Origin of the sequence: Paenibacillus arenilitoris (assembly GCF_014705655.1) — a bacterium.
Classification (GTDB): domain Bacteria; phylum Bacillota; class Bacilli; order Paenibacillales; family Paenibacillaceae; genus Pristimantibacillus; species Pristimantibacillus arenilitoris.
This window is the reverse complement of the sequence record NZ_JACXIY010000015.1, coordinates 58,938-79,895: the sequence shown is the minus strand read 5'-3', so window position 1 is coordinate 79,895 and position 20,958 is coordinate 58,938. Positions and strand designations below refer to the sequence as shown.

The 20,958-nt window shown below is 56.0% G+C and carries 17 protein-coding genes and 1 other RNA gene; 3 read left to right on the top strand and 15 right to left on the bottom strand.

The features are described 5' to 3' along the window. Positions 1 to 4 precede the first annotated feature (4 nt). The gene (gene glgB / locus IDH41_RS13060; protein WP_317890740.1) at positions 5 to 1,912 is read right to left on the bottom strand and encodes a 1,4-alpha-glucan branching protein GlgB; all 1,908 of its coding nucleotides are present in this window, start codon (positions 1,910 to 1,912) and stop codon (positions 5 to 7) included. A gap of 683 nt (positions 1,913 to 2,595) precedes the next feature. On the opposite strand from glgB, the gene IDH41_RS13055 reads away from it, so the two are divergent. Beyond that, positions 2,596 to 3,489, top strand: a complete 894-nt coding sequence (locus tag IDH41_RS13055) for a helix-turn-helix domain-containing protein (protein WP_190861686.1) — start codon at positions 2,596 to 2,598, stop codon at positions 3,487 to 3,489. Positions 3,490 to 3,498: 9 nt separating this feature from the next. Here the strand turns inward: IDH41_RS13055 and helD are convergent, their stop codons facing one another. The 3 genes from helD to IDH41_RS13040 all read right to left on the bottom strand — a co-directional run bounded on the left by helD (position 3,499) and on the right by IDH41_RS13040 (position 9,137). Further along, positions 3,499 to 5,829 (bottom strand): RNA polymerase recycling motor HelD, encoded by a 2,331-nt coding sequence (gene helD, locus IDH41_RS13050; protein WP_190861684.1) that lies wholly within the window; start codon positions 5,827 to 5,829, stop codon positions 3,499 to 3,501. 234 nt (positions 5,830 to 6,063) lie between these two features. Further along, positions 6,064 to 8,358, bottom strand: coding sequence for an alpha/beta hydrolase family protein (locus tag IDH41_RS13045; protein ID WP_190861682.1), 2,295 nt, complete (start codon positions 8,356 to 8,358; stop codon positions 6,064 to 6,066). After that, positions 8,349 to 9,137 carry an ABC transporter ATP-binding protein gene (locus tag IDH41_RS13040; RefSeq protein ID WP_190861680.1) on the bottom strand — a complete coding sequence of 263 codons (789 nt, stop codon included), beginning with the start codon at positions 9,135 to 9,137 and terminating at the stop codon, positions 8,349 to 8,351. Before IDH41_RS13040 ends, IDH41_RS13045 begins: the two co-directional genes overlap by 10 nt. Positions 9,138 to 9,240: 103 nt before the next feature. Here IDH41_RS13040 and IDH41_RS13035 point away from each other — a divergent pair, with 103 nt between their 5' ends. Beyond that, positions 9,241 to 9,870 (top strand): GTP pyrophosphokinase, encoded by a 630-nt coding sequence (locus IDH41_RS13035; protein WP_190861678.1) that lies wholly within the window; start codon positions 9,241 to 9,243, stop codon positions 9,868 to 9,870. A gap of 58 nt (positions 9,871 to 9,928) precedes the next feature. Here IDH41_RS13035 and IDH41_RS13030 read toward each other — a convergent pair whose 3' ends face one another. Genes IDH41_RS13030 through IDH41_RS13020 form a run of 3 tightly spaced genes read right to left on the bottom strand, consistent with a single transcriptional unit; the run spans position 9,929 to position 11,121 of the window. After that, the gene (locus tag IDH41_RS13030) at positions 9,929 to 10,348 is read right to left on the bottom strand and encodes a DUF308 domain-containing protein (protein ID WP_190861676.1); all 420 of its coding nucleotides are present in this window, start codon (positions 10,346 to 10,348) and stop codon (positions 9,929 to 9,931) included. Between the two features lie 6 nt (positions 10,349 to 10,354). Next, a complete protein-coding gene (locus IDH41_RS13025) occupies positions 10,355 to 10,567 on the bottom strand; it encodes a DUF1540 domain-containing protein (protein WP_190861673.1) in 213 nt (70 codons plus the stop codon). 53 nt (positions 10,568 to 10,620) lie between these two features. Beyond that, entirely contained in the window at positions 10,621 to 11,121 is a 501-nt protein-coding gene (locus tag IDH41_RS13020; protein ID WP_190861671.1) for a YpuI family protein, read from the bottom strand. A gap of 181 nt (positions 11,122 to 11,302) precedes the next feature. Here IDH41_RS13020 and IDH41_RS13015 point away from each other — a divergent pair, with 181 nt between their 5' ends. Beyond that, positions 11,303 to 13,150 carry a S8 family peptidase gene (locus IDH41_RS13015; RefSeq protein WP_190861669.1) on the top strand — a complete coding sequence of 616 codons (1,848 nt, stop codon included), beginning with the start codon at positions 11,303 to 11,305 and terminating at the stop codon, positions 13,148 to 13,150. A 93-nt stretch (positions 13,151 to 13,243) separates the two neighbouring features. Here IDH41_RS13015 and rnpB read toward each other — a convergent pair. From rnpB to IDH41_RS12975, 8 genes are all read right to left on the bottom strand, one after another. After that, an RNA gene (gene rnpB / locus IDH41_RS13010) (RNase P RNA component class A) lies at positions 13,244 to 13,649 on the bottom strand. A gap of 67 nt (positions 13,650 to 13,716) precedes the next feature. After that, entirely contained in the window at positions 13,717 to 14,838 is a 1,122-nt protein-coding gene (locus IDH41_RS13005; protein WP_190861654.1) for a Nif3-like dinuclear metal center hexameric protein, read from the bottom strand. Further along, positions 14,805 to 15,584 carry a tRNA (adenine(22)-N(1))-methyltransferase gene (locus tag IDH41_RS13000; protein WP_190861652.1) on the bottom strand — a complete coding sequence of 260 codons (780 nt, stop codon included), beginning with the start codon at positions 15,582 to 15,584 and terminating at the stop codon, positions 14,805 to 14,807. Before IDH41_RS13000 ends, IDH41_RS13005 begins: the two co-directional genes overlap by 34 nt. A 2-nt stretch (positions 15,585 to 15,586) precedes the next feature. Then, on the bottom strand, positions 15,587 to 16,426 hold the full coding sequence (locus IDH41_RS12995; RefSeq protein WP_190861650.1) for a hypothetical protein: 840 nt from the start codon (positions 16,424 to 16,426) through the stop codon (positions 15,587 to 15,589). A gap of 119 nt (positions 16,427 to 16,545) precedes the next feature. Beyond that, the gene (rpoD, locus tag IDH41_RS12990) at positions 16,546 to 17,676 is read right to left on the bottom strand and encodes an RNA polymerase sigma factor RpoD (RefSeq protein ID WP_190861648.1); all 1,131 of its coding nucleotides are present in this window, start codon (positions 17,674 to 17,676) and stop codon (positions 16,546 to 16,548) included. 18 nt (positions 17,677 to 17,694) lie between these two features. After that, entirely contained in the window at positions 17,695 to 19,548 is a 1,854-nt protein-coding gene (gene dnaG / locus IDH41_RS12985) for a DNA primase (RefSeq protein ID WP_190861646.1), read from the bottom strand. A gap of 41 nt (positions 19,549 to 19,589) precedes the next feature. Continuing rightward, positions 19,590 to 20,060 (bottom strand): YaiI/YqxD family protein, encoded by a 471-nt coding sequence (locus IDH41_RS12980; protein WP_190862057.1) that lies wholly within the window; start codon positions 20,058 to 20,060, stop codon positions 19,590 to 19,592. Positions 20,061 to 20,133: 73 nt separating this feature from the next. Beyond that, entirely contained in the window at positions 20,134 to 20,949 is an 816-nt protein-coding gene (locus IDH41_RS12975) for a pyruvate, water dikinase regulatory protein (RefSeq protein WP_190861644.1), read from the bottom strand. Between the last annotated feature and the right edge of the window lie 9 nt (positions 20,950 to 20,958).

Here is a 20,958-nt window from a genome sequence, read left to right as displayed (position 1 = left end):
CCTCTCAATGTGTGTCCCCCGGATCTAAGGTGAGCAACAGGAACGTGAACGGGGGTAAACGAAGCGAAATGCTCTGATCGTGACCGTGCCAAGCGTCGCTCTCGCTGCGGTAACCTAGCTGCGGTTGTGCTTCCGTGCCTCCATACGGAATGTCGTTGCTATTGATGACGGAGCGGTAAGTGCCCGGCTCCGGAACGCCGATTCGATAATCGCGGTAATCGTTACCGGAGAAGTTGGCGATGATGACGGTGTAGTCCAAAAAACCGCGACGGATAAAGGATATGACGGATTGCTCCGCATTATGAACGTCGATCCATTGGAAGCTATGGGGATCGCTGTCCCTCTCCCAGAGGGACGGTAAATCCGCATAGGCCCGATTAAGCGACTTGACGTAGCGGAGCATGCCGCCGTGCATGTCGTAATCGAGCAGCATCCAGTCCAGCATGCCGCCGTCCTTCCATTCGTCGAATTGACCGAATTCGCCGCCCATGAACAGCAGCTTCTTGCCGGGATGCGTCATCCAATACCCGTAAAATAGGCGCAACTGCGCAAATTTCTCTTCGTAGCTGCCCGGCATTTTATTCAGCAGGGAGCGTTTGCCGTGTACGACTTCGTCATGCGATAAAGGCAATACGTAATTTTCGGAAAAAGCGTAAAGGAGTGAGAAAGTAATCAGATGGTGGTAATGCGCGCGTTCGGGCGGATCCAGCGCCATGTAGCGCAAAATATCGTTCATCCAGCCCATGTTCCATTTGAAATTGAATCCGAGTCCGCCCAGGTAGGTCGGCGACGTGACGGCCGGCCAAGCGGATGAATCTTCTGCTAGCATTAGCGTATCGGGGTAGTAATGAAACACCGTTTCATTGAGCTTCTTCAGGAAGCGGAGAGCGTCTAGGTTGTCATGTCCGCCTAAGGCGTTGTAGGTGAACAGCTCGGGCGGCTTGTCCATATGCAGGTTGATCATGCTGGCAACGGCGTCTACTCGCAGGCCGTCGATATGGTATACATCCATCCAATAGATCGCGTTAGAGATGAGGAAGCTGACGACTTCGCTTCTTCCGAAATCGAAGGCTAGCGTTCCCCAGAGCGGCTTCTCGGCGCGCTTCGAGTCGGCGCCTTCGAAGATCGGCGACCCGTCGAACAGCCGCAGGCCGTGATCGTCCTTGCAAAAGTGGCCGGGGACCCAGTCCAAAATGACGCCGATCCCGTGCCGATGGCATTCGTCCACGAAGCCCATCAGCTGCTTCGGCGAGCCGTACCGGCTCGTAACGCTGTAGAAACCGGTGATCTGATAGCCCCATGACTGGTCGAGCGGGTGCTCCGCGACCGGCATCAGCTCGATATGCGTATAGCCCAATTCCGCGGCGTACGGGACAAGCTGCTCGGCTAATTCTTCGAAAGTCAGGAACATTTCCTTCCCTTTGATTTTCCAGGAACCGGGATGGACTTCATAGATCAGAAGCGGATTGGAATAAGCGGGCTTCTTCCTCTTGCTCTCATACCAAGCCGCGTCGTTCCACTTGTAGCCTCCCAGCCCGGCGACGACGGAAGCCGTGCCCGGCCGCCTCTCGGCGTAGAAAGCGTACGGATCGGCCTTGCGGATCGCGCTTCCGTCCGCCGAAACGATCTCGTACTTGTACAGCTCGCCTTCGCCTATCTTTGGGACGAACAGGCTGAACACGCCCGTCGTACCCATTCTTTCCATGACATGCTTGCGTCCGTCCCATCGGTTGAAGTCGCCGATAACGCGCACTTCCGCGGCATTCGGCGCCCATACGGCGAAGCGAACGCCGCCCGTTCCCCTCCGTTTGATGAGGTGTGCGCCCATGAAGCGGTAACTGTGATAGGAGCTTCCTTCGTTAAACAAGTACAATTGTTCCTTCGTTAAACCGTTCGGTGCCGTTCGAACCACTCGTGGTCTCACCCCCGTCGTAGGCATTGTGGAACATGACTTGCGAAGTAATCGGCTTACATACCCATATTATACATGTTTTCGGGCAAGTTCAAAGCTAATTTTCATAGAATTCGACATTGACCTTTCGTTCTGCGTCAATTTACGTAACATTTACTTGACTTCTTCTTGACACCCTTTGAATGTAATAATGTTTGGAGCAATAGCCTTTCGTAATCGACTTTTTCTGGCAATTCACCCAGCTGCATTCGGACTCTTCCTTGACCCGTCGCGGCCTGACGGTGTGCGGGCTCCCGTGGCGCAGCAGCCGCTGATGGTGCATGGCGCATAAATCTTTTGCTTTGATCGGCTTCGTACAGTTTTCAATGCTGCAATGATTCATCTTGTGTCTCTCCCTGCGTCTGCCCAATATCGTTCACAATCTACTGTCGTCGACTGCTTTATATTAGCGGGAAAATGATTCATAATAAAGCCTGCTGTACGTTTATTACGGCCGATTAAGCACAACCTATACGAGAAATGCGCCGGAGATGTCCGAATCAAGCGTCCGAGTTTAATTAATTAAACCAAATCTCGCAGCGCGCTTGGCGCCGATTGGGCGATTTCGTTCGCCGCAAGTACTCTATTCGATCTGCCGTGCCGTTTTCCTTCCGCCGTCCGGAAATTGAAGGAGGTTAAAGTTTTTGTCGGTTTACCATCAAATCTTTCAGCTTAGCGACCGACCGATGGTCATTTTAATGCAAAACAAACGCGAAACGAAGATCGAGGACGCCAACGTCGCCTTCGTCCGCTTGACCGGCTACCGGCTTCCGGAAATGCAAGCCCGCGCGAACGAACATATTACGCAGCGGTATTTTGTCGATCCGTCTCAAACCTTGTTGAAAAGCGAAGTCGTCATTTATACGAAGAAAAAGAAACCGGTGTCGATTCGCGTCAATCAACAGCCTCTTCCGGCGGAAGAGCGGGACGACGCCCGCCGCTCCCTCATCATCATCGAAGATCTGAGCGCTTACAAATGGATCGAGAAGCAGTGCGCCAAAAATAAAGTGCTCATCAGCGGCACGCTTGACTGCAACCAGCATATCCGCTTCCTGCGCGACAGCCTCGCGCCGCTGCTCTTCGAGCCGGATAACCGGCTCGAAGACGAGACGCTGATGGCGTTCATAGCCGATGCGGACCACGAACGCTTGAAAAAAGCGCTTCACTCGGCTTCCCGGACCAAAAAAGAAGGCAGCTTGAAGCTGCAGACGAGCAAGCTGAGCGGTATCGAGCTCGAGCTTTCCATTACGTTCGCGCCGATTCTCGACGGTTTCGACGAAGTGAAGGAATTTGCGTTCGTCATCTTGGACTTGAAGCCGGTCGACGACAAAATCAGCGCATCGATGAAATTGAAAATATGGATGGCCAAAAGGGATATGAGCGCCGCGCAGTTGTCTATAGCGACCGGAATTTCAATCCAGACGATCTCCAAGCTGCGCAACGGAAAAATAAAAAAGCCCCAGAGGCTGACAGCGGAGCTGATCGCCTCGGAGCTTCAAGTTGAAATCGGTGAAATTTGGGACGCGATAAGAAAATAGCCGGCCCGGTCAGGCTTCGACAAAATGCGTAAGCCGGTCCGTATAGAAGAGATGCAGCTCGTGCATCGCTCTTGTGCATGCCGTGTAGAACAGCTTGCGTTCGCTTTCCTTTCCGTATGCGTGCCGCGATGCATCCGCGATCACGACGGCGTCGAACTCGACGCCTTTGGCCAGATAAGACGGAATAACCGCCAACCCTTTCTCGAACGTAACGGTCTCTTTCTCAATGAGCCGCAAATGGGGAGCTTTCGGCTGGAGCGCCTCAAAGGTCCGGGCGCTTTCCTCCGCCGTCTTGCAGATGACCGCAATGGACGCATAGCCCGCCTGCTGCAAGCTTTCGATTCGCCCGCCGATGGCCAGCATGCGGCGCTCATCGTTCTCCACGGCCGTGATCGTCGGTTCGGCGCCGTCCCGGTTAAACGGTTCGATCCGGTCTCCTCCTTCGATCATTCTGCTCGTGAAGGCGACGATCGGGCGCGTGGAGCGGTAGCTCTTCGTCAATACGATTTTCTCCGTCTCCTCTTCGCCGTACAGCGCGGACAGCGGCTCGAATCCGTCGCCGGCGACCGCGTGAGCGAAGATCGACTGGTTCAAGTCGCCGAGCACGGTCATTTTGCAGTTCGGGAAGATGCGCTTCAAATAATGGTATTGGAACGGCGAATAATCCTGCGCTTCGTCGATGAACAGATGCTTGACGCTCGTATTCGTCTGAAATCCTTCCAGCTTCTCCTTCAAATAGAGATAGGGCGTCGCGTCCTCGTACAAAATTTCGCCCCGCTCCAGCTTTTCGACCGTTAGCGCGCATATTTCCCTCCAGTCGTCCGGAAGCCGAAGCTCGCTCCCGGCTTCATATTCCGAAAGCAGACTCCTATCGCCGAATAAACGTTTATAAATCGACGGGACGTTCAGGAACGTTAAACGTTTCACCCGTTTTCGAAGCTTTTTGAACTGCTCCTGAACGACCATGGCCGCAAGAAAATCCTTCTCCGCGTCGAAATCGTCAAACGATTCGCCGGAAAACCGGTTTTTGCGCTTAAGCTCCTCGAACGCGTGCGCGTAAGTCTCCGGGTCAAGCAGCTCGATCTGATCCTGCACCCACTGCTGCTCCCGCTCCTCCTTGCTAAGACTGGTCAATCGCTTCAGCATCCATTCCGCCGTAAGCCGCATCCGGTTGCCGATGGAGACGGAACGGTCGAGCATATAAAAATATTCCGAAATGGCTGACGCTGCGATGAGCGTCCTGCCCTTGAACTTTACCGGTTTGAACAGGAGGCCGGAATGGCCAAGCATGGCGGCATAACGGTCGATGACGTTCAGGAAGGGCAATCCGGATTTGTACGTGATCGATGAAATTCTCGTCCCGTACCCGTCCTCTCCCGCGGCCGACAGCGTATACTCCATCTGGGTATAAGGATCCTCGAGGCTGAACGTCCGGCCAAGCCGATGCTCCAAATATTGCTGGTACGTCGTCTGCTGCATGTTCTGCTCGCCGAGCTCCGGCAGTACGGTCGCCACGTAGCTGTTGAACATCGGATTCGGCGAGAACAGCACGATTTGCTCGGCGGTCAGAATGCCGCGGTACCGGTATAGCAAATAGGCGACCCGCTGAAGCGCCGCGGACGTCTTGCCGCTGCCCGCTGCCCCTTGCACGATCAGCAGCCTGGCCCTCTCGTTGCGGATAATCCGGTTCTGCTCGCGCTGGATCGTCGCCACGATGCTTCTCATCTGCGCGTCGGATTGCTTGCCGAGAACCTCCTGCAGAAGCTCGTCGCCGATCGTTACGCCCGTATCGAACATGCTGACAATGCGGCCGCCTCGGATGATGTACTGCCGCTTAAGCGTCATTTCCCCGCTTACGACTCCGCTTGGCGTCTCGTATTGAACGGGTCCGGGCCCGAAATCGTAGTAAAGGCTGGATACCGGCGCCCGCCAGTCGTAGACCAAGTAATCGTAACCGTTCTCGTCAAGAAGCGAGCCGACTCCCAAATAGATGCTTTCGGTTTTCGTTTGTCCGTCCTCGGTCATGTCGATTCTTCCGAAATAAGGCGAATGCTCCAGTTTCAACAGCGTACGCAGCTGCTCTTCCGCATGGCGGTGACTCCGTTCCCGCTCCGACAACACCTCCGCCTGCTGCTTCATGCTGGCGTGCGTCTCGGCGGATTCCGCCGCATCCTCGAAGTTGACCGTCACGTCGTCCCAGAAATTTCGGCGGATATCGACAATATCCTCCCGCAGGCTTCCGAGCTGATCGCGCAATCCGTCAAGGCGTTCGCGTATCAAGCCCGTTACGCCGTCGACCCGCCGCTGTTCCTGGTCCAGCCGCTCATTTGGTACCGTCATCCTAACACTCCTTATCTGGTCGTAACGTTGAAGCTCCATTCTACCACCAATTTCCTCTCTTTTAAACCGTTACGATGCTTATTGCTCAAGCTCCGGAGAGCCGTTAATCATGACAAATTTAAAAGTTGCTGGCGCAAAATGAAGCATGTATAATTTGTCGTTCGGCGTCGTCTTCATGCTCGTCCATCGGACGGCGGGATGCTGATTTCGCGCATCCCGCCGTTCGTCGTCCTATTAAGGCATGAAGCCGATATCGTCGAGCATGACTTTTCCTTGACCGCTTTCGAACCGGAACGTAATGCCGCTAATCTCGTCCGCGCTCGAAGCCGATATGCCGAAATCCTCGATCGGGACGACGAACGTTTGGAACACCGGTTCCGTAGGCTGCTTGTACTTCTTGTTTTTCATCCTCTTCTCGAGCCACGGCAAGGACATGAAAGCCGTATACGCAGGCGCTGGAGGCTGCAGCACCTCCGACAGCCCGAGCCGCTTCGAGCGGCCGTCCGCGAGCGATAGCTCGACCTCCACCTTGGGCAGCGGCGGCAGCGCAACGGCCGTTTCCATTCCACCCTCAGCCTCTGCTTCCGCCTCGGCGAGAAGATCCCGCTCGAGATTGGCCATCGAGAACACGAGGTTCGGATCGCCCATCGCCCCGGCGCGCTCGGCCGCGCCGGCCGGAAGCCGGAGCTCGTATTCCGCGCCCGGCTTCTCCCATTCCAGCTCCAGCCCCTTCGTTCCCTTATTGTTGCCGTCGCGGTCCTCCGCGCTCGCGATTTTCCACTCCGACATCCCTTCGGCTTCCGCTTTGCCGCCGTTAACAAGCTTCGTCTTGCCGCTGCTTGAATCATAACGGGCGATTTCGGTAAAGCCGGCCTCTTCATAGCGGCTCGTATAGCCGGTATCCGGCAGCCACCGGCTCGCTGTGCGGTAATCCCGGAAGAGCGTTCGGTAACCGGGCTTATCCAGCAGCGTCGCCTGCAGGAATGCCGATACATATACCTCCGCGATTTCGCGCTGCTCGTCGCCCTTAAGCATACCGTCCCGATTGAGGAACAGTCCTCCCGGCAAACGTTCGTCCATCTTTCCCCACGCCGTGTTGAACTGGCTGTGATTGGCGTCGGCGATGTACAGCGCGGCTTTGAATAAACCGGCGCTCATCGAGAACGACGTTCGTCCGTACTGGCGGTCGCCGTAGAAGTTGTTGACGTCCGCGTCCCTTGCCCCCTGCAGCGTCAAATAATTGACGCCGGCGAGGCGGGCGGATCGTTCGTCGACCCGCTTGTCGGTCGGCGCGATCGCGACGACGGACTTGATCTTGACGGCTTCCAGGCCGTCCAGCGACCGATCCTCTTTAAACCAGCGATCGGCGTCCGCGGCCATCGCCACGGCTTGGCCGCCTCTCGAGTGGCCGATCAGCGCGACGCTGCCGAAGTCGATGCGTCCCGCGAGCGGATTGTCCGTCCCTTCGTTCAGCCGCTGCAGCTGCTGCAAATGCTTAAGCAGCACCCATGCCCGCATCTTCATGTCGTGATTCGGGATGCCGGACCAAACCGAATAATTAAGGAAGTTCTCGTCGACCGAGACCGCGATGATGCCGTGGCTCGCCAGCAGCTCGCCCAAATACGCGTATCCGCCGTCCGAGAAATGCTCCATCAGGTGATTGCCGTGAACGATAAGCGCGATCGGATGCTTGCCGGCGCCTTCCGGCGCCCACACCCTGCCGTTAATCGGAAGCGCATGCTGGTCGAACCCCCAAAAATACGTTTTTAACGCCGGCCATTTCGTAATATACGCCGATGCGTCCGCTGAAGCCGTCGCGACGTCGACGTCTTCGCCGAACCATGACCGGTGCTTGTCCCGGCCGCTTCCGTACGTAAAGGACGCAAAGGCATAAGTCCCCGGCTCGGAAGGGTTCGGCAACTTAAGCGGCTCGGCGGCCGCTTCGGCCGGTACGGGGTCCCGCTTCGGCATGCCGGCAGGTTCCGGCCAGCCGAACGCAATAACCAACGCCGCAGCCCCCGCTGCCAAGAGCGCCGTTGCCGCTTTGCCAAGGGGCCTCATCCGCGATCGCAACAGAAGCGCCAACAGGCAGCCGGCAGCCGAGCCGGCCAGCGTGTAAGCGGCAGCGAGCAAGATCGACATGAATACGCCCAGCTCGGCGTAATACAGGATCAGGTACGTCTCGATTCCGACGTACAGCATGAAGGCGGCGAATCTCCGCGGGACCGGAACGTACACCAGCGACAGAACAATGGACGCCGCGTACCCGCTCAGTCCCATTGCCGCCAAGTTGGCGCCGATGAACAGGACCGCGTCCGGCAATGCGCCCAGTCCCGTCGGCATGCCGAGCGCTGCGGTCAGCATCGATGCGGAGCCCAGCAGCATAAGGCCGCCGGAGGCGAAACGCCACACGTACGTATCCCGGCTGCTTCTAAGCTTGTACCTTCCGGCCAGCCATCTTCCGAGCAGCTTGAGCTTTCTCTCCGCCTTCTCCGGCTGTCGTTCGGGCTCCTGCAGCGTTAATTCCATAAAGCCCTCTTCACGCTCAGCCAGCTGCGCCCGGCATGCCGGTCAATCTCCACCGGCACGCCGAAAAACTCGCTCATTGTGCCCGAGGTAAGGACGCCGGACGTTTCCTTCGCTGCGAACACGCGTCCGTCCTTGATCAGGAGCGTCTTCGTAAAGCAAGGCAGAATCTCTTCGACGTGATGCGTCACGTAGACGATCGTCGGGGCGTTCTCCTGCCCGGCGACGGACGCGATCATTTGGAGCAGCTGCTCCCTTGCGAATACGTCGAGCCCCGTGCACGGCTCGTCGAGAATTAGCAGCTTAGGCGAAGCCATCAACGCCCGCGCGATCAGCACGCGCTGCCGTTCGCCCTGCGAGAGCGTGTCGTAGGCGCGGTCCATCAATCGGGCGCAGCCGATCGATCGCATGAGCTCCTCCGCCTTGTCCTCGTCCTCCGGTTCCGTCCGGTCGTATAAGCCGATCGTGGCGAATTTGCCGCTCAGCACGATTTTAAAAGCCGTTTCGCTGCCGTACAGCTTTTGCTGCAGCGACGTGCTGACCCAACCGATGTTTTTGCGGAGCTCGCGCAGATCGAATTCCCCGAATGTTCGGCCGAGAACGGACATGCTGCCCTCGGTAGGCCATATATAACCGTTAATCATATTGAGAAGCGTCGTTTTGCCCGAACCGTTCAGCCCGAGCAAGCACCAATGCTCGCCTTCCCGAACCGTCCAGTTCACGCCGCGCAAAATGGATTTGTCTCCGCGATCCCATGAAACGTTGCGAATGTCTATGATCACTGGCTTTCCCCCGTACTCCGCCCAGCCGCCGCCGGTTCATTTGACTTTCGGCCGTCCGATCGACCATTATAGTAATACAACCATCCCCAGGAGTGATTCGCAAATGAAAACCGACCAGCTAAAGCAATGGGCTCATTTTTTTCTTACTTATAAATTTGCGCTTGATGCCGTGGAAACGAAGCTAAACATCCTGAATGAGGAATTTCAATTCATTCACGACTACAATCCGATCGAGCATATGAAAACAAGAATCAAAACGCCGGAAAGCGTTATGCAGAAGCTGCGGCGCAAAGGACTCGACATCACGCTCGAGGACGCGAAGGCGCATATCCGCGACATTGCGGGCGTGCGCATCATTTGCTCGTTCTCGACCGATATTTACCAAATCGTCGAAATGATCAGCAAGCAGAACGACGTTCGCGTCGTGGAAATGAAGGACTATGTCCGCCATCCGAAGCCCAACGGCTACCAGAGCATTCATCTCATCGTCGAGATCCCGGTATTCCTGACCGACCGGAAGGAAAACGTGCTCGTCGAAATCCAAATCCGCACGATCGCCATGGACTTCTGGGCAAGCCTCGAGCACAAGATCTATTATAAATTCAATGAGCAGATTCCGCCACATATCCAGCAGCAGCTGAAAGGCTCCGCGGCGATGATCGATTCGCTCGACAAGCAAATGCTCGCGCTGAACGAAGAGGTTCAGAAGCATCGGGAGCAAGCGTTGAAATGAGAAAGAAGAGCTCGGTTCCGACGCCGGAACGGAGCTCTTCTTCGCTTGGAGGCAGACGTCAAGTTATCGCGTAATATAAAGGCACAATAATGACATTTAAAGCCAAAGCAATGATCCCGAGCGCCATCGCCCAGCCGCCGAGTCCTCTCGATCCTTGACGGTAAGCGATGTAGCCAAGCACCGCCGCGGTCGCGCCGAGCAGCACCGGCCAAATAAACCATGAGACGACGGCGAATACGAGGGATACCCAACCAAGCGTGTTGCCGCCCGTTTCCGTATCCGCCCTCTCCGCTCGCTCGACGTGCCGGTCTTCGGTTCGATCAACGTTAGCGACGGGGCTGCCGACGGCGAAATCCGCGCCCATCTCTTCGTTGACGTTGTCCAAATCGTTCGTCCCTCCTGCGACGGAACGGCGTCCCCGTTCACGACGATCCCGCTCATCCAGTAACGCTTTATAATCGTCCTCATACTTGCCCATAACCGTTCACTCCTTCGGCTTAAACGTTTGGCAGCAAGTTGCCGCGGATTGCTCCGCTTCATCCTGGTGGAAGAGACCCAAGTCGTCTCCGGCAAATTCTTCGTTGAATTTGGAGGATGCGTGCTGGTCGATTTCGATCATGATTTCTTTGGCTCCGCAGTTGTTGCCTTCTTCCCAAAAGCTGCAATTCGCTACGCTGCAGGACACGCCTTTCGGCATAAAAAATCACCTCCGTTATCAAGTTTCCCTGACCGGAGGCGATTCATTCTGCCTTATTTTTGTCCTTGCATGCGGCGCTGCGTCATGTAGTCGTTCTCGTAGTACGCAAGCTCGTCGCGCAGCTCCTCGAAAATTTTGGATAGGTTAAGTACGATATCGCGGGCCGAACGGATCGGCTTGTACCGGAATCGGATCGCGTCCTGCCCCGTGTAGGCGTACCGGCCGTCTTCGGAATAGCATTCGTTCTTCGGATAGAAATAGGCGCTTACGCAGTGATGGTACACCTCGTAGAGCACGCGCTCCGCGTAATCGGTATCGAAATTGGGTCTTCTGAGCAGAACGCCCAGCTTTTCAACCGAAACCTCAGAAAACACCAGTAAATGTCTCAAATCGGATAGCAATCCTTTGTAAAAGAGCTGTGCATCTTCCCCGCTGTCCTCCCCTGTCAACTGGAGCAAAGCATTGTTGTTCAGAAACGGTTCGAGCTGGCCCACCGCATCCTTTAACTTCGATTGGGTAGATTCCGTAAGTGCTTTGACATTAGCAGATGGCATATAGGTAGATCCCCTTTCATAATCCAAGCAAGCATAAAAAATACAATCATAAACATCGTACCACAAATTGCATGGAAACGGTACTGGCGTTTGACCGAATTGCTCCGCATATTTTCGGCCCTCGATTCCGAACCTAACGATTAGGCTCATCCTAATTAGAAGGAATCTGGAGGTCCCGTACATGAAAAAATATTGGATTGGCGCTTTAACCATTGTAGCCGTAGCCGCGCTGCTTATACCTACCACGCCATTATTCGCTCCCCGCGACGCCGGGAAGGGGCCGCAATCATCGGGGTTCTCCGCGAAGCGGGAGCATACGCTCAAGCTTGCCGCGGTGCAGAAGGACATGAACGCGACCGCCATGCTCTGCGTGACGGAATGCTCGAAGGATTTCCGGAAGCTCATGAACGACGGCATGGGCTCGAGCCGGGAAGCCGACGAGAAGATCAAGCATATGATGCATGAGCATTTGCACATGAACTTCATTAGCTGGGTATCCGGGGAGCGGAGCGTTAGCCGAGGCGCTCTGCCGAAATCGGATAACGGACAAGCGGGCAAATATTTGGACGTCGCCAAAAGCCAGGTCGCCAAAGGCGCCCAATTCGAATCGCCGGCCTTTACGGCGAAGGACGGCAGCCGGTATGTGGTGCTTGGCGTCCCCGATACGAAGCATGCGGGAATCGGCGTAGTCGGCGTCATCAAACAGGATATCGTGAAATCCGTCGAACGGCACCAAATGCGCAATATGCGTCTCGTTCCTTATCCGGCCGAAGGAAATTACAAAATCGAATCCGTCCTTCCGAATACGACGAACGACACGACGGTCCGTACCGGCGAGGATAACGGCAACGCGAGCCACTACCATACGCGCGATGTCGTCGTTCATTTCGCGAAGCCGATGAACGCTTCGGAGCTGGAGCAGGTAAAAAAGCAAATTAACGCGGAATCGATGAAGCAGATCGGCGATACGTTCGTATTCCGTTCGAAAAACATGGAGACCGAGCAGCTGATGCAATATTTCAAGCAGGCTTGGCAGACCGAATATACGGAGCCGCATTACTTGTATATGACCAATGCCGAAGCGCAGCCGATCGTGCCGAACGACGCGCTTTACTCCGAGTATCAGTGGAACTTGCCTTCCGTCGAAGCAGAGAAGGGCTGGAGCGTGAGCAAGGGCAATGAAGAGGTCATCGTCGCGGTGCTGGACACCGGCGTGCAGAGCAACCATCCCGATCTGAAGGGCAAGCTGGCGGAAGGGATCAACCTGATCGACGAGACGCTCGAGCCGGACGACGACGTCGGGCACGGCACCCACGTGTCGGGCATTATCGGCGCAACCGTCAATAACGGCGAAGGCGTGGCCGGCGTTTCCTGGTACAACAAAATTATGCCGGTCAAGGTGCTCGACAGCAGCGGAGCCGGCTCGACCTATTCCGTCGCGCAAGGCATCATCTGGGCGGTCGATCACGGCGCGAAGGTCATTAATATGAGCCTCGGCAACTACGCCGAAGCCGACTTCCTGCACGATGCGATCAAGTACGCCTACGAGCGCGACGTCGTCATGATCGCCGCGAGCGGCAACGACAACACCGACCGGCCGGGCTATCCGGCGGCTTATCCCGAAGTATTCGCGGTAGCCGCGACGGACAGCAACAAGGATAAGGCGTCCTTTTCCAATTACGGGGATTACATCGATGTGGCCGCCCCGGGAGACGGCATCGCGAGCACGTATCCGGGCAGCCAATATGCGGCCTTGTCCGGCACGTCGATGGCAAGCCCGCACGTGGCTGCGCTGGCCGGCTTGATCCGGTCCGTCAATCCCGAGCTTTCCAACGTAGAAGTCATGGAAATTATGCGTAAATCCGCCGCCGATATCGGCGAGGAAGGAAAGGACATTTACTTCGGATACGGCGAAATCGACGTCGAGCAGGCGCTGCAAGCCGCCTCAGCCTACGGAGGAGCCCTGCAAACCTATTCGGATCAGGTCAAGCGCCGGCTCGAGAAAATCGTATCCAAATACGAAAGATGACGGAAAAAGAAACGGCGGTGCAAGGATCATCCTTGGCACCGCCGTTTCATGCTTTATCGAATTCTTAATCAACACTTTGTTTGTTAGGTTCGTGCGGAAAGTTTGCCGTAAGCCGGGTTCTGTACTTCTGGTGGTTCGAACGGGAACGACCCTCCCACGAGGAAGCGACAATCATCTATCTAGGCCGCACATTGCTGTACGGCTCCAGCAACCAACCCGGACGCGCCTCAGGCGAAGGCTGCAGCGCAAGGCTGCGGCGTCCTCTCGGTCTTGCTCCAGATGGGGTTTACCAGGAACATAGTCGCCTATGCTCCTCGTGGTCTCTTACACCACGGTTCCACCCTTGCCTGTGCCGGCACGAAGCCGGCCATCGGCGGTCCATTTCTGTGGCACTATCCTTCAGCTCGCGCTGACTGGACGTTATCCAGCATCCTGCCTTATGGAGCCCGGACTTTCCTCTCGCGGCAACGAGGCCGCCAGCGATTGTCTGTCAAACTTTCCGTGTGCACGAATAAGTATACAAGTTATTTTACAAATTCTCAACCCTGAAAAGGTTGCCAGCACACTTACACGAATGTGAACGGTTCCGTGTTCAAAGAGGAGGCGATCGCGGTCGTCTCGTACTTGGCCTCGGCCAGCCGCTCGTTCAGCCAATCCGCGACGCGCTGCTTCATCACCTTCTCGATGTTATGGCCCGGATCGATGATGCTCATTCCGGACGCCAGCGCGTCATGCGCGGTATGGTAATCGATGTCGCCGGTAATCAGCACCTCGGCGCCGGCGAACTGCGCGTGGCGGACATATTTCGCTCCTGCGCCGCCTAATACGGCAGCCTTGCGCACCACCCGGTCCAGAGATCCGACTACGCGAACGGCGGGAACGTCGAACGCTTGCTTCGCCCGCTCGGCGAGCTCGCCCAGCGTGACCGGGCGAGAAAGCTTGCCCGCGCGGCCTAGCCCGAAAGAACGGCCCTTCAGGTCGACCGGATACAAATCGTAAGCGACTTCCTCGTAAGGATGCGCCTTCAGCATCGCTTGCACCGTTTTGCGGTGGACGCTGTAAGGTACGATCGTTTCGATCCGAATTTCATCGGCCTTCTCCAGCTTGCCCGGCATCCCGATGAACGGATCCGTGCCTTCCCCCGGCAAAAACGTGCCCGTCCCTTTAATGTTGAAGCTGCAATTCGTGTAGCTGCCGATTTGGCCGGCTCCGGCTCGCCATATCGCCTCCAGCACTTGTTCGTGATGGGTTTCCGGAACGAATACGGCAAGCTTGTACAGCTTATCCGTATGCACCTCTTCTAGGCATTGGCGTCCATCCGATTCGATACCGACCATATCCGCGATCCAATCGTTGATTCCGCCGTCGGCAACATCCAGATTCGTATGCGAAATATAGACCGCGACGTCATGCTTGATCAGCTTCTCGTACAGCCGTCCGGCAGCCGTCGACGTATCCAGCTTCGCCAGCGGCCGGTAAATAATCGCGTGATGCGCGATAATGAGAGTGGCGCCCCGCTCGATCGCCTCGTCGACGACGTCGTCCGTCACGTCGAGGGCGACGAGAATTTTGCCGATCGTTTTATTTAAGGTCCCTAACTGCAGGCCGATTTTATCGTTTTCGACCGCATAATGCTTCGGCGCAAGCTGCTCCATCAGCTGTATGACGGTTTGACCGTTGGCAAGCATTGCAGCACCTCCTCCAATCGATTCATTTCCTCCCTGTACCGTTCGCGTTTGCGGGCGGCTTCCGGCAGTTCCGAGTCGCCCATCTGCCACCATATCCGCTCCAGCTTATGCAGCTCGCCCCGCCATTTCGTAAATAGCGCCGGCTGCGGGCTGCGAAGCAAATGAGGCCCCATCCGCATTAGCAGCGCCCTTCCGGCTTCTCTCGACAGCTCCAGCGGCAAAAAACGGCCGTCGTACAGCTCGGCGTTTCTCGCCGCGGCGTCCTCCGATTTAACGGCGTGCATAATTTCGTAAATTTTCCCGTCTTCCTCGACGATGGACTCCGCCTTCAAGTACCACCCTTGCTCAAAGAGCCACTCTCTGACGAGCTCTTCCCCTACATTCGGTTGAAGTACAAGCTCTTTAACCCCTTCAAGCTTGCCTTCTTTCCTGCCCGTTTCCAAAATGTCCCGCATCAGGCTTCCGCCCATGCCCGCGATCGTGACGGCATCGGTCTCACCGGCCCGCACGACGGCCAGCCCGTTGCCTTGACGGACGGCAAGCCGTTCGTTCAGGCCGGCGTCCGCGACCTGCTTCCGCGCCGCCTCGTACGGTCCTTTGTTCAGCTCTCCCGCAACGGCGGAAGGACATTTGCCCGCTTGCAGCAAATAGACCGGCAGCATAGCATGGTCCGAGCCGATATCGGCCATCCGGTGGCCGCTTGTCACGTAGTCCGCAACCGCCTGAAGTCTTCTCGATAGTTTCATCATTATGCAACCCACACCATCCATTGTTTTCGCATTAAAAATAATACCCCTCCGCCGGCCGCGATTTTCGCGATGAGCTGCGCTTGAAGAAGCAGCGCTTCCTCCGCGAACATCATCGCGTACAGCTCGGGCATGAACCATACGATCGCGCAAACAAAAAAGAATACCGCCGATACCGGCTTCGACCACCGGTGGACGAACCAGCTGCCCCATCCGAATAAGCAGGCGACCGGCAGCCAATACAGCTGAATTTCGTACCAGCTGGAGTCGGACGTGAAGCGGGCCAGCAGAGAGGCGTATACCAGGATGGCCGCAAGCCAGCCGCAGGCGTGAAGTACGGGAATGCGTCCCTTTATGCCATAAATGACCCACATCAGCGAACAGCCGGCAAGAAGCCCCGGTCGCCAGCCCCAATGCTCCATGCCGTGCAAATCCAGCATATACAGACCGCCTCCGAGCAGCAGGAGCATGCCGAGGCCGGTCAACGTCAAGCCGGCGGCTTCGCTGCGGCTACGAAGCCGCTGGCCGATCCATAGCAGAACGACCGTCGAGCCGGCCACGATCCCCATTTGCATTAGCGGATGAAATTCGTTAAAATAAAGCACAACAAAGGAAATAAAGGTAAAAGTTCCAAATGTAAGTAGCCACTGCATGCCGGTCGCGCGCTGGACCGCAGCTACGGCTTTGCCGACCGTGCCGTGATGGCTGCCGCGGATTTGTGCCGACGTTTCCTGATCGGCATATAAATTCAGCAGAAAATCACAGTACTGATCCGGCAGCAGCTTGCTTCGCCGCCAATGATCAATCTCTTTGACGATAATTTGCCGACGATCCTGATTCATCGCGTGAATTGTCCCCTCGCTCTTGGCCTTGCTTGGATGCCGGCCGCATGTATAGGTCGATATTTAGAAAAAAGACCTCGCTGCAGGAGCAGAAAGGTCGTCAAATTTGGTAGTTGCCTTTATTCGAGGAAGTCTTTCAGACGCTTGCTGCGGCTTGGATGACGAAGCTTGCGCAGCGCCTTGGCTTCAATCTGGCGAATCCGCTCGCGCGTAACGCCGAACACTTTGCCGACCTCTTCCAGCGTTCTCGTACGGCCGTCATCGAGACCGAAGCGAAGGCGAAGGACGTTCTCTTCTCTTTCGGTCAACGTGTCGAGCACGTCCTCGAGCTGTTCCTTGAGCAGCTCGTAAGCGGCCGCGTCCGCAGGCGCGAGCGCCTCCTGATCCTCGATGAAATCGCCAAGATGGGAATCGTCCTCTTCGCCGATCGGCGTCTCGAGCGATACCGGCTCTTGCGCGATCTTCATAATTTCGCGTACTTTCTCCGTGCTGAGCTCCATTTCGGCCGCGATTTCCTCCGGCGTCGGTTCGCGCCCCAGCTCCTGCAGCAATTGACGGGAAACCCGGATTAGCTTGTTGATCGTTTCCACCATGTGGACCGGAATCCGGATCGTGCGGGCTTGGTCGGCAATCGCGCGCGTAATGGCCTGACGAATCCACCAGGTTGCATACGTGCTGAATTTGAACCCCTTCTGATGGTCGAACTTCTCGACCGCTTTAATGAGACCCATGTTCCCCTCTTGGATCAAATCAAGGAACAGCATCCCCCGGCCCACGTAACGCTTCGCGATGCTGACGACCAGACGCAAATTCGCTTCCGCAAGTCTGCGCTTCGCTTCTTCGTCGCCGTTCTCGATGCGCTGGGCGAGTTCGATTTCATCGTCCGCGGACAGAAGCGGAACCCGGCCGATTTCTTTTAAATACATCCGTACCGGATCGTTTATTTTAATACCTGGAGGCAAAGCGAGATCATCATCGAAATTGAAGTCATCCTGTTCGCGCTCCTGCTCATCTCCCCCTGAGGCAAGCGGATGATCTTCGTCGCTTTCATTCAACACCTCGATGCCGAAATCATCGAGCTGTTCGAAAAATTCATCGATTTGTTCCGGATCCTGATCGAATGGGGACAATTTCTCCATAATTTCTTTATACGTTAAGGATGACCTCTTCTTGCCCTGCTCGATCAGCTGATCTTTCACTTGATCCAGTTTTTGTTCCGTATCTAGCTCAGTATGTTGATCATTCGCCATATTCCGACTCCCTCCCCCCTAGAAACGATCGTCCTGTCTCGCCTTAAGCTGTCTCTCTAGGGTTATAATCTCACTTAACATTTGTGCCGCCAGTAACGCGTCGCCAGCACGTTCCGCACGCACCATTTCTTCCTTCTTCTGTTCGATTTCCCGAAACCGAGGAACTTTAATAATTTCCTGGATGTATGCTTCCATTGTCGCGTCGTCGAACGGGAAGTCGCTATCCATCATCAGAATGGAAGCAGCCGTTCGCTCCAGCTGGTCATCGTTCAGCGTCGCGATGAATCGGCTGGCATCCGGATCGTAGCCTTGCGCGTAATAAGCATATAAATAAGCAGCAAGCGCTGCGTGATCCTCAACATTAAACGCTTCGCCCAGTCGTTCGTGAACCGCTTGCGCCACTTCCGAATCGCGCATCATGACATGCAGCAGCCGTCGTTCCGCGTTCGTGTAAGCGGGCCGGACGGTCGGCGGTCCCGACCTGCGGGGCTTTTCATTCCTACCATTATTCCACGAATTGTCGTTATTATCCCCTTGCGGCTTCTTTTTTTGCAGCTCCTGCCGCTTCTGGTGACAGTCCTGTTTCAAGGAATCGAGCGAGATGTCGAACTCCCTTGACAATTCCTTCAAGTAGACCTCGCGTTCCGTCGATGAATCAAGCTCCGCAACGATTTCCACCGCTTCCAGCAGGTAGTTCTTTCTTCCTTCCTCTTTTAGCAGTATATGGTTTTTCCTTGAATATATAAGCTTAAATTTCGTGACCGACACCGGCTGGTCCATCGCGTCCCGCAGGAAGGCCTCCGGTCCGTATTCGCTTATATATTCGTCGGGGTCCTTGCCCTTGGGAAGCATAGCCACCGCGACCTTCAAGCCGGCGCGCTCGAGCAGGGGGATCGATTTGTATGCCGCTGCTTGTCCGGCGTCGTCCCCGTCGTAGCAGACGATCACCTCTTCCGCGATCCGCTTCAGGACGGCGCCATGATCTTCCGTTAAGGCGGTGCCCATCGTGGCAACGCCGTTCTTCACTCCGGCGCTCCATGACCGGATTACGTCCATGTAGCCCTCGAACAATACGACCTGCTTGCTCTTGCGAATCGACGGACGCGCATAATGCAGGTTGTATAAGGTTCTGCTTTTCGTAAAAAGCATCGTCTCCGACGTATTCAAGTACTTCGGCTGTCCTTCGCCTATCAGGCGACCCGCAAACGCGGTAGCTTTGCCGTCTCGATCCCATATCGGAAACATGATGCGATTGCGAAACCGGTCTACATGCCCGCTCCCGTCCGACTTGGCCGAGAGCAGTCCGCCCTTCTCCATCAATGCGGGATCAAAGCCGCGCTTCGTCAAAAATCTCGCCAGCACATCCCATTCGTCGGGCGCATAGCCGAGCATGAAATGATCGATCAGCTTATCGCTCATTCCGCGCTCCCGCAAATAATGCTTGGCCGCCTGCCCCTGCTTCGTGTTGTTCAAAATGTGATGATACAGCTTGATCGTGAGCTCGTGCGCTTCGATGATCTTGGCGCGATCCGAGTCCTGCGGCGAGGCTTTGCTTCCATCCGGCGCTGCCCAAGTGACCGGCATTCCCGCTTCCTCCGCAAGCAAGCGCACCGCTTCGGGGAACGTGTAGCCTTCCATTTCTTCGACGAACCGGATCACGTTGCCGCCCTTGCCGCAGCCGTAGCAATGATAAATTTGGAGCTCGGGCGTAACCGTGAACGAAGGCGTCTTCTCCGAATGGAAAGGACACAATCCCTTCATATATTTGCCGTGCTTCGTGAGATGAACGTACTTCCCGACCGTCTCTACGATGTCATGATGCTTGCGTACCGCCTCTATGACCTCTTCCGGTATTTTATTACCGTATGTCACCGTTCATCACCTTCATCCTAGTAACACGTAAATAATATTCGCTAAACGTTATGGTTCTCCTGCTCGCCGCGCAAAACTTTTGTCAACTTTTGTTGAAATCGATCGCGGTCCGCATCGCTCATCGCCTTCGGCCCCCTCGACCTGCCTCCTGCCCGCCTGCGCTTCGCGTTCTCGTGCCGGCGCTCCATCAAATAATCGATGTTCTCGTCCGTGTACTGCTCTCCCCGCGGAGACAGGACGATCGCTCCTTTGCCGATGGCTATGCAGGCGAGACCGAAGTCTTGCGTAACGAGGATATCGCCGCGGGCGATCCGATTGACGATATACAGGTCGACCGATTGATTGCTCCGGTCCACTTGGACGATTTCGACGCCTTCTTGAGGCGTCAGCCGATGGTCGTGCGAGGCGACCATCAGAACGCGGACCGACATTTTTTTTGCCGTTTCCCCGATTTCCGATTTCACCGGGCATGCATCCGCGTCCACGACTATGGTAGGCTGCTCTGGACGAATATTCGATCACCGCTCGCGTTCAATTTCATAACCCGTACTATTATATACGGCAACTAGGCAAAAAATCCTGCATTTACGGCTTCCGCACGTATTCCATGATCAAGCTCGCCGTTTCTTCGACGGCGCGGTGGGATACGTCGATGACGTAGCAGCCGAGCTGCTTCATGATGGCATCGGCATATTGCAGCTCCTTTTCTATACGATCCGGCGTCGCGTAGGATGCATTATTCGGCAATCCGAGCGCCTTGAGCCTTTCCTTCCGTATCGTATTCAAATAAGGGACGGCGATCGTAAGGCCGATGATTTTCCGCTTCGGCAGCTTGAACAGCTCGTCGGGCGGCTTCAGCTCAGGGACGAGCGGCACGTTCGCCACCTTGAACTTCTGATGGGCCAAATACATCGACAGCGGCGTCTTCGACGTGCGCGATACGCCCACCAGCACGATATCCGCCTTCAGCACGCCGGACGTATCCCGTGCGTCGTCGTACTTGACCGCGAACTCCACGGCCTCAACCTTGCGGAAATAATCGGCGTCCAGCACATGGTTCAGTCCCGGCTCCTGACGCGATTTCCGCCCCGTTCGCATCTCGAGCGTTTCGATGAACGAGCCGAGCAAATCGATCGCGGCGATGCCGTTCGACTCGGTCATCCTCCGCATGCTTTCGCGCAGGCCTGGGATGACGAGCGTATAGAGAACGATCGCGTTCGCTTGCTTGGCTTGCTGCGTAATGCGCTCAAGGCCTGCCTCGTCCGTTACGAAGGGCGCCCTTCGGATATCCGCGTTAATCGGATGGAACTGGGCGATGGCCGCGCGCACCACGACCTCGCCCGTATCGCCCGCCGCGTCGGATACGACATATACGATAACTTCCGGATTAGCGTTTGCCATGCTCCATCA